Origin of the sequence: Pseudomonas sp. Pseusp3 (assembly GCF_047304225.1) — a bacterium.
GTDB classification, from domain to species: Bacteria; Pseudomonadota; Gammaproteobacteria; order Pseudomonadales; family Pseudomonadaceae; genus Aquipseudomonas; species Aquipseudomonas fluorescens_CD.
Genome location: NZ_JBGLYV010000061.1, coordinates 33777 through 39776, shown reverse-complemented (window position 1 = coordinate 39776; position 6000 = coordinate 33777). Strand labels below are relative to the sequence as shown.

General features: G+C 60.8%; 4 protein-coding genes. 2 read left to right on the top strand and 2 right to left on the bottom strand.

Features of this window, described 5'->3' with window-relative positions; genetic code table 11:
- Window positions 1-100: 100 nt before the first annotated feature.
- Entirely contained in the window at window positions 101-2020 is a 1920-nt protein-coding gene (dibA, locus tag ACCD00_RS20175) for a phosphodiesterase DibA (protein WP_413427205.1), read from the bottom strand.
- A gap of 147 nt (window positions 2021-2167) precedes the next feature.
- Here dibA and desA point away from each other — a divergent pair, with 147 nt between their 5' ends.
- Entirely contained in the window at window positions 2168-3352 is a 1185-nt protein-coding gene (desA, locus tag ACCD00_RS20170) for a delta-9 fatty acid desaturase DesA (RefSeq protein WP_008019116.1), read from the top strand.
- A gap of 216 nt (window positions 3353-3568) precedes the next feature.
- Complete coding sequence (locus ACCD00_RS20165; protein WP_413427203.1) at window positions 3569-4558, top strand: GGDEF domain-containing protein; 990 nt, start codon at window positions 3569-3571, stop codon at window positions 4556-4558.
- Window positions 4559-4690: 132 nt separating this feature from the next.
- Here the strand turns inward: ACCD00_RS20165 and ACCD00_RS20160 are convergent, their stop codons facing one another.
- Window positions 4691-5905, bottom strand: a complete 1215-nt coding sequence (locus ACCD00_RS20160; RefSeq protein WP_413427201.1) for an HDOD domain-containing protein — start codon at window positions 5903-5905, stop codon at window positions 4691-4693.
- Window positions 5906-6000 lie beyond the last annotated feature (95 nt).

Genomic DNA, 6000 nt, shown 5'->3' with positions numbered 1-6000 from the left:
CCCCCTGTAGGAGCGAGCTTGCTCGCGATGGTGGCAGGGACACCGCGTTCATTCAGGCAGCTCTTGTCATCGTTAACACTCATCGCGAGCGAGCTCGCTCCTACACGATTACCGGCGCATGCGCCCAGTCGAGCTGCTCCGCCGGCACCGGCCGCCCGAACCAATAGCCCTGCCCCAGATCACATCCCTGCTCAAGAAGGAAAGCTGCCTGCTCGACCTGCTCGATCCCCTCGGCATGTACCTGCATGCCCATGCTCTGAGCCAGCGCAATGATCACCCGCGAGATCGCCGCATCATCCTCATCCCACGGCAATCCAGCGACGAAGCCCTGGTCGACTTTCAACTTTTGCACTGGCAGACGCTTGAGCCGCAGTAGCGATGAATAACCCGTGCCGAAGTCGTCGATGGCCAGACGCACACCCAACTCGCGCAGGCGATGCATTTGCTCAAGCGCGACTTCCGGATCCTCCATCACCGCGCTTTCGGTCACTTCCAGCTCCAGACACGCCGGTTCCAGCCCGGTTTCGCGCAGGACCTGCGCCACTTGCTGATACAGCTCACGACGGGCGAACAGGCGCGAAGATACGTTGACCGCAACGAACGACAGCACTACGCCACCCTGCTGCCACTGGCACATCTGCCGGCACGCCTGCTGCATGACCCAGGCATCGATTTCAGCAATCAGACCGGTTCGCTCGGCCACCGGGATGAATTCCGCTGGCGACACCAATCCCCGCTGCGGGTGCTGCCAACGCACCAGTGCCTCGACGCCAATCAGGCGACCGGTCCTGAGGTCGTGAACCGGCTGGTAATAAACCCGCAGCTCTTGCCGGTCCAGGGCGCGGCGCAATTCGAAGGCGATCTCGACCCGTTGCTGGGCGTGGGCCGTCAGCTCTTCGGTGTACAAAGCATAATCATTGCGCCCCGTGCTCTTGGCCTTGAATAGCGCAGAGTCGGCATTACGCAACAGCTGCTCGACGCTCAAGGCATCGCTGGGGAACAGGCTGATGCCGATGCTGGTGTTGATGAACAGCTGGTGCCCATCAATGAGGAACGGCTCCTTGAGGCCGTCGATAATCCGCTGGGCCAACGCAGCAGCCTGAACCAGTTGCGGACAGCTTTCGGCGAGTACGGCGAACTCATCCCCACCCAAACGCGCCAGGGTAATGCCCGGGCCGAACATGGCGCCCAGGCGCTCGGCCACCGCCTTGAGCAATTGATCGCCGATGGTGTGCCCGAGGCTGTCGTTGATCATCTTGAAGTGATCGAGATCGATCATCAGTAGCGCGCAGCCACGCTTGTGGACCTGCGCCGAGGCCAGGGCCTGTTCGGCGCGGTCGGTGAACAGCAGGCGGTTCGGCAGGTCGGTCAGCGGATCGTGGTGCGCAAGGTGCATCAACTCGTGTTCGGAGTTCTTGATTGCACTGATATCGGAAAACACCGCCACATACTGGCTCGGCTGGCCACGGTCGTCGTGGATCAGGCGGATCGTTTGCCATTGCGGGTAAATCTCGCCGCTTTTGCGCCGGTTCCAGATTTCACCACTCCACTCCCCGACACTGGCGAGTGCGGCAAACATCGCCTGATAAAACTCAGGGGAATGTCGCCCGGACTTGAACACATTGGGCCGCTGCCCCAGTACGTCCTCACAGCCGTATCCGGTGATTTCCATAAAAGCCCGGTTCACATGGACGATCACGCCTTCCCGATCGGTGACCAGCACCCCCTCGCGGGTGCAGTCGAACACCGCGGCCGCCTGGCGCAGACGCTCGCGGTGGGTATTGCGCTCGTGCAAGGTGGCGCCGATCCCCAGGCACCGCAGCAGCCGCGCCCGGGCAATGACGATCAACCCGGCGCTGAACAGCACCCAAACGTAACCGTTGATCAGTTGCCATCGCAGTCGCTCGGCAGAGCTATCGAATAAACTGTTCAATAAATAGCCACTGATCTGCAGCCAAACCACAGAAAGCAACAGATAGAGCAGCGCTGCACGCAAGGCATCGCGATAGGTGGCAGACATCCGGCGATCCATGTCCCTACAAAAAGGTTGGAATTATAGTTTGAAGACACATCCCGCCACTCTTATCTGAAAGGGCGACTGGTTTTCTGTGTGAGCTTAGTGATAATGCATCGGCTGTTTTTTCTTTCATCGAGGGCCCTATAGCCTATGTGGTACGAAGGTTTTCTTGGCTTGTCGCCCTGGGCACTGGTAGCAGTCACCCTGCTGATGACCCACATCACGATCATTGCCGTCACGGTCTATCTGCATCGTTACTCGGCCCATCGCTCCCTGGAGCTGAATGGGGGCCTTAAGCATTTCTTCCGTTTCTGGCTGTGGCTGACCACGGCGCAGAACACCCGCGAGTGGACCGCCATCCACCGCAAGCATCACGCCAAATGCGAAACCGTCGATGACCCGCACAGCCCGGTCATCAAGGGTTTGTCCACGGTGCTGCGCAAAGGCGCCGAGTTGTACCGCGCCGAAGCGGAAAACCCCGAGACGTTGCGCATCTACGGCAAGAACTGCCCCGAAGACTGGATCGAGCGCAACCTCTACAGCCGCTTCCCGCTGCTGGGTGTGGCGATCATGGGCGTTATCGACCTGCTGCTGTTCGGCACCATCGGCATCACCATCTGGGCCATCCAGATGATGTGGATCCCGGTGTGGGCCGCCGGCGTGGTCAATGGCCTGGGCCATGCCATCGGCTACCGCAACTTCGAATGCCGCGATGCGGCGACCAACCTGGTGCCGTGGGGCATCCTGATTGGCGGCGAAGAACTGCATAACAACCATCACACTTACCCTAACTCGGCAAAACTGTCGGTGAAGAAGTGGGAATTCGACCTCGGCTGGGCGTGGATTCAAGTCTTCAGCTTCCTGCGCCTGGCCAAGGTTCAGCGGGTTGCGCCGATTGCCCACCGCGTCGAAGGCAAGGGCAACCTGGACATGGACACCGCCATGGCGATCCTCAACAACCGCTTCCAGATCATGGCCCAGTACCGCAAATTGGTGATCGGCCCACTGGTCAAGCAAGAGCTGGAAAAGGTCGATCACTCGGTACGTCACCAGTTCCACCGGGCCAAACGCCTGCTTTCGCGCGAGACCAGCCTGCTGGACGACAAACACCATGTACGCATCCAGAACATGCTCGAGCACAGCCAGGCGCTGAAGGTAATTTACGAAAAACGCCTGGCCCTGCAGCAGATCTGGGTCAAGACCAGCTCAAATGGCCACGACATGCTGGCGGCCATCAAGGATTGGGTACACGAGGCCGAAGCCAGCGGGATTCAATCCCTGCGCGACTTCGCCGATCAGTTGAAGACCTACTCCTTGCGCCCTGCCGCCGTCTGAAAAAAACCTGTGGGAGCGGCGGTGCCGCTCCCACATTGGTATGTGGCGTGATCGCAAAATCGCGCCATCAGTACCGCCCGGCGGGAGCAAGCTCCCTCGCCACACAAGGCGGGAACTTCATCTAAAAAGCCCTATCTCAAAGACACTTCGCCATTCCCGGCGGGCTTGGTGTTGGCCGCTATCGAACACGCGGCATGCCCTTTGAGATTTGTGTCGATGGCCCCAAAAAACCTGCAAGACTCATCTCCATCCCATTGGCCCGAGGCCGCTCAGCCCCTGATAGCGCTGATGCATGCCCAAGGCGAAGTCGCACGCCTGAGCGAACGCGAACAACTGCTCAACACCTTGCTGGCGAGCGTCAACGCGGTGCTATGGGCACTCGATTGGGAAACCCGCAAGGTGCTTTACGTCAGCCCCGCCTATGAACGGATCTTTGGCCGTTCGGCCGATCTGTTGCTGGCTGACAGCAATCAATGGCGCGACAGCATTCACCCTGACGACCTGGACCATGCCGACCGCAGCCTTGCCGAAGTGCTGGACAAAGGCGCCGTCGAAGACCGCGAATACCGAGTCATCGCTGCCGACGGCCAGGTGCGCTGGCTAAGCGACAAATGCTACATCAACCGCCAGGCCGAGCCGGGGCAACCGGTGATCATCGTCGGCATCGCCGAAGACATCACCAACAAGAAGCAAATGGAAACCGAGCTGCATCGCCTGGCCACCATCGATGCGCTGACCCAGAGCAGCAACCGCCGTCATTTCTTCGAATGTGCCCACCGAGCGTTCGCACATGCCCGGCAGCAGGGCGAGCCGCTGTCGTTCCTGATGCTGGACATTGATAACTTCAAGACGGTCAATGACACCTACGGTCATCAGGAAGGCGACAACGTGTTGCAGCGCATTGCCGAAAGCGGCCGCGCAGCGTTGCGCCGTCGCGACCTGTTCGGACGCATCGGCGGTGAAGAGTTCGCCGCGGTGTTTCCCGGCTGCACGCCTCAGATGGCCCTGCAAGTGGCTGAACGCCTGCAACGGCAGATTCAGCAATTGAGTTTCAACCATGAGGGCCGGACGTTCGGCATCACCGTCAGCCAGGGCCTGACCAGCCTGACCGCCGCGGACGAAAACGTGGAGAACCTGTTTTCCCGGGCGGATGCGGCGATGTATCAGGCCAAGCGCGAGGGCAAGAACCGGATTGTCACGGCCTGACGCCCCCTCCCTCCCTGTAGGAGCGAGCTCGCTCGCGAAGAACCCGAGGGCACCGCGGGGTGCCAGGTTTCCAGCGTTATCGTTGACGACCATCGCGAGCAAGCTCGCTCCTACAAAGGGTGTGCATGAGCCTCATTTCTTGCGCAGCCGCATCAGCTCCGGCAAGCCGATCTTGAGCAACCTCGCCGTCCGGCTCTTGGCCAGCGCCTCGATGCCCTCATGCTCGCTCAGGCGCGCCATCTGCGCCGCCATGTTCATCACCAGCGCTTCGCGGGAATAAACCCCGCCACCGAGCTGGTAGGCCGCGGCAATCAGCTCTCGTAACTCCAGTGGCAGACGCCAGCGTGTGCGCAGCGCCGAACCATAGGCCGCGCCATATTCCGCCAGCGCTTCACCCACCTCCTCCCACTCGTCCAGCTCGCCGCCGGCCTGTTTCCATTCCTGCAAACAACGCAACAACGCCAGATCGCCGAGACAATGCAACATGCCGGCGCAATAGCAGCGCTCCTGATCCAGATCGAGCAAGCGCGCCAGCGTCCGGGCGTATTCGGCGGTATGCAGGGACAAATCCCAGTAACGCTCGGCATAGTCGGCCAATTGCTGATCGTTGAGCCGGGCACTGCGCTTGAGCGCCAGCCCGAGGATCAGGTTCATGCTCTGCCCGGTGCCCAGGCGATGCAGCGCCTGGGACAGGGTTTGCACCGCGACGCCGTGGTGCTGGGCCGCGCTGTTGGCAGCGGCGATCAGCACGGCCGTGACCTGCGGATCGGTGCGAATTTCGTCTTCCAGCACCGTCAGATCGAGGCCATTGGGATTGAGGCTGCGTTTGACCGCCACTTGCACGTCAGTCATCAGCGGCGCGCCGTCAACCAATTCGCGTCGACGCTCCAGATACACCGACAACGTCATGCCCGGCGCCAGCGATGGCACCTCGCACGAGACTTCTTCGCCAGCGTGCAACAGTAACCCCTGCAACCGATGGGTCAGGCTTTCCATGTTCAGGGGTTTGGTCAGGTACGCGGCCGGCGCCAACGGCAAGGCCTCGCGCACGCTGGCACTGTCGCTGCGACTGCTCATCAGAATGAACGGCATCGGCGGATTGCGTTTGCGCTGACGGATACTGCGCAGGACATTCAGACCATCGACGCCCGGCAGCTCCCAGTCGGCGATCACCAGGTCATAGGGGTTGGCCGCCAACAACTCCAGCGCTTGCTGGCCATCGGCGCACAAATCCAGCCGCGCATCGCAGCGTACGTTCAACAACACTTCCTTGAGCAGATCGCGGGACCAGGGGTCGGCCTCGGCGATCAGGACTCTTGGAACCGCGGGTAAAATGACGGTTGTCATACAGCTCTCCCTGGCAATGCAGGAACCTTAGCCAATGCTGGCCATTCGATACAGTGCTAATGCGCGGGATGTGTTCCAGGAGGCATGAAAAAACC

Excerpts from the sequence above, each read along its gene's own strand:
- dibA (WP_413427205.1), bottom strand. The coding sequence starts at position 2,020 with ATGTCTGCCACCTATCGCGATGCCTTGCGTGCAGCGCTGCTCTATCTG.
- desA (WP_008019116.1), top strand. The coding sequence starts at position 2,168 with ATGTGGTACGAAGGTTTTCTTGGCTTGTCGCCCTGGGCACTGGTAGCA.
- ACCD00_RS20165 (WP_413427203.1), top strand. The coding sequence starts at position 3,569 with ATGGCCCCAAAAAACCTGCAAGACTCATCTCCATCCCATTGGCCCGAG.
- ACCD00_RS20160 (WP_413427201.1), bottom strand. The coding sequence starts at position 5,905 with ATGACAACCGTCATTTTACCCGCGGTTCCAAGAGTCCTGATCGCCGAG.